The following is a 3,034-nucleotide window of genomic DNA, read 5'->3' on the forward strand; positions in this document are numbered from 1 at the left end:
CCTCCACCCAGAACCGGGCCGGGGCTCCGGTCGGGTTCTCCTTCGTCATCCGCAACGTGGGAAAGAGGGATGTGCCCATCCCGGAGGGGAATCTCGCCTACGTCATCGACATCCACTACGGGTGGGAGCCGCTCTCCCAGAGCGCCCGAACCGCCAAGGTGAACCCCGGCATGGTGAATCTCGGCAACGCGGTGGCGGCGGGTGCGGCGCAGTTCACGCAGGTGCACGCCAGCCTATTGTCGCCCGGCGAACAACTCACCTTCCAGGACAAGATCACGCCCTATGAGCCCTTCGCACCCGGTGACTACCGGCTGCACGTCTTCCTGTTCAGCAGTTATTCGACCGAGAGGAACCGCCCCGTACAAGAGCTGGTGCAGGACTTCACGGTCGTTCCTTAGGCGGATCGCTCCCTCTTCAACCCCTCGTCGCCGGCGCGCGAGTGCACCTGCGCCTCGGCGTAGTCACGCACGCGGTCGAGGGCCTGCTGCATCTCGGCGTGGAGGCGGGCGATGGCTTCTTCGTCGGCGTTGGCGGGCACGCGGATCATCCGCGCCATGCGCAGGCAGACGCGAGAGAAGGGCTTGGGGATGAGCATGGCGTCCCAGGAGTTCAGGGTCCAGCGCTCCGCGACGCCGAAGTGGAAGCAGACGATGGGGCAGCCGGTGTTGCGGGCCAGCAGCACCGGCCCGGGCTTGGCCACGAAGCGGGGCCCGCGGGGACCGTCGATGGTGAAGGCCACGCTGCGCCCCCCGGCCAGTTCGTCGTGCATGCCCTTCAGCGCCATGGCCCCGCCGCGCGAGGAGGAGCCGCGCACCGCCCCGAAGCCCAGCTTGCGCAGGATGCGCGTGATGTACTCTCCGTCGAAGCTGCGGCTGATCATCACCGAGATAGGTTTCTGGCGCCACTGCCAGCCGGCGGGGATCACGCACTGGTGCCAGAAGGCGCCGATCACGCCCAGGCCGAAACCTCCCTCCAGCGCGCCCTCTTCCAGCGAAAGCTCGATGCGCAGCGTGGGACCGATGCCGCGGATGAGCAGGTAGCCGCCCCAGGTGATCAGCCAGAGCAGCAGGCGCTGGCGCAGGGTGAAGCGACGCCCAGCGGCGACCTCGGACTGGACTTCATCGGGCGCAGGAGTGGCCACGCTTGCGATTGTAAAACGATTGCAGAGTGAAGATTGCAGATTGACGATTGGAAAAGACCGAGCTCCGGGCATCCCTCCGCAAATCTGCGATCTTCATTCTGCAATCTGCAATACCCCTAGGTGTAGCGCAGCCACTTCCAGATCTCGGGCAAGGTGGGGCGCTTGCCGTACATCAGGATGCCGATGCGATAGATGCGGGCGCAGAGCGAGACCATGCCGTAGATGGTGGCGATCATCAGCGCGATGGAGAGCGCGACCTGCCAGGCGGGCGGCGGCTGCACCATGATGCGCATATACATCAGCAGGGGCGCGAAGAAGGGCACCAGGGAGAGCACCAACGAGAAGGTGGCGTTGGGCTGGCGCAGCACCCCGAACATCATCAGGTAGGCGAAGAGCAGCGGGCCCATGACCACGATCTGCAACTGCTGGCCCTCCTGGTCGGTGCTGACCAGTGCACCCAGGGCGGCATACATGGAGCTGTAGAGCAGGTAGCCCAGCAGGAAGAAGACGGCGAAGAAGATCAGGGTCGCGGGCGGGATGCTGACTCCCTGAAGCGCGCCGCGGGCGGCGAGCGCGTAGGGCCCCCCCAGCACCGCGCCCAGTGCCGCCCAGATGGCGATCTGGGTCAGCCCGACGGCGGCCACGCCGATGATCTTGCCGGCCATCAGCTCCTTGGGAGTGAGAGCGGAGAGCAGGACCTCCATCACCCGCGAGTTCTTCTCCTCCAGCACCGAGCGCATGACGGAAATGCCGTACACCAGCACGGTGGTGAACAGCATCGCTCCCAGGATGAAGGTGAAGATGAACATGAACTCGCCGCTCGACTTCTTCTCCCCGGTCTCGACCTTGATATCCACGCTTTTGAGGATGTCCTGGAGCTCCTGGGCGCCGACGCCGTGGCGGGTCAGGCGCGACTGCATGCGCGCCATGGTCACGGCCGACTTCAGCACCGCGGCTTCGAAGAAGTCGCTGACGTTGCGGGCAGTGTAGGTGACGGAGCGGGCGGTGAGGGCGTCGTCGGTGGCCCACAAGAAGCCGTCGAGCTCGCCGCCCTTGACCTTGGCGGCCAGGGCGGCGCGCTCGGCGTCGCTGGCGGTCAGGTCCACGTCCACCGCGTATTTCCCGCCGATGTCCTGGGAGCGTTCGGCGAGTTGGGAGCGGATGGCGTCGCCGGTGGCCTGGCTGGAGGCCACCACCACGATGTGCGTGACCTTATTGCTCTTCATGGTCGCCATCTTGGTGGGCAGGAAGATGCTCAGCCCCATCAGCGCGGGGATGAACATGGTGGTGAAGAGGAAGGCCTTGGTGCGCACCTTCTCCAGGTACTCGCGCTGGATCACCAGCCAGACGTTACGCATCGGTCTTCCCCACCACGTCAATGAAGATCTGCTCCAGCGAGGGCTCGACCATCTCGAACTTGTAGACCTTGGCGCCGGCGGAGACCTGATGCAGGAGCTGCTGGGCGTCGGCTCCGGGGGCGAGCCGCACCTCCACGTAGTTGCCGTAGTCGTTGAAGGACTGAAGGAGGCTGTTGTCCTTGAGGAAGCTGCCGTCGCCCTCGTACTCGATCTGGACGTTGTTGCGTCCCCAGCGCGCCTTGATCTGCTTGAGCTCCCCCTCCAGCACCTGCTGGCCCCGGTTGATGAGGCAGATGGAGTCGCACATGCGCTCCACCTGGTCCATGCGGTGGGTGGAGAAGAGGATGGTGCGGCCGGCCTGCTTCTGTTCCAGCAGGACGTCCTTGAGCAGGGTGGCGTTGACCGGGTCGAGGCCGGCGAAGGGCTCGTCCATCATGATCAGTTCGGGCTCGTGCAGCAGGGCGGCGATGAACTGCACCTTCTGCTGCATGCCCTTGGAGAGTTCCTCGACCTTCTTGGGCATCCAGGCGGCCAG

General features: G+C 65.4%; 4 protein-coding genes. 1 reads left to right on the forward strand and 3 read right to left on the reverse strand.

Translation table 11 applies throughout. The annotated features are described in order from the left end of the window. A partial coding sequence (locus VEG08_14205) for a hypothetical protein (GenBank protein ID HXZ29142.1) occupies positions 1-398 on the forward strand: 398 nt, incomplete at its 5' end. Here the strand turns inward: VEG08_14205 and VEG08_14210 are convergent. The 3 genes from VEG08_14210 to VEG08_14220 form a co-directional block, all read right to left on the reverse strand. Continuing rightward, complete coding sequence (locus VEG08_14210) at positions 395-1,141, reverse strand: lysophospholipid acyltransferase family protein (protein HXZ29143.1); 747 nt, start codon at positions 1,139-1,141, stop codon at positions 395-397. The genes VEG08_14205 and VEG08_14210 overlap by 4 nt on opposite strands. A gap of 116 nt (positions 1,142-1,257) precedes the next feature. Then, positions 1,258-2,499, reverse strand: coding sequence for an ABC transporter permease (locus tag VEG08_14215; GenBank protein HXZ29144.1), 1,242 nt, complete (start codon positions 2,497-2,499; stop codon positions 1,258-1,260). After that, positions 2,492-3,034, reverse strand: a 543-nt coding sequence (locus VEG08_14220; GenBank protein ID HXZ29145.1) for a DUF4162 domain-containing protein, incomplete at its 5' end; no start/stop codon positions are given. The genes VEG08_14220 and VEG08_14215, both read right to left, overlap by 8 nt.

The sequence above is a fragment of the Terriglobales bacterium genome (assembly GCA_035624475.1).
In the GTDB taxonomy this organism is placed as follows: Bacteria; Acidobacteriota; Terriglobia; order Terriglobales; family Acidobacteriaceae; genus DASPRL01.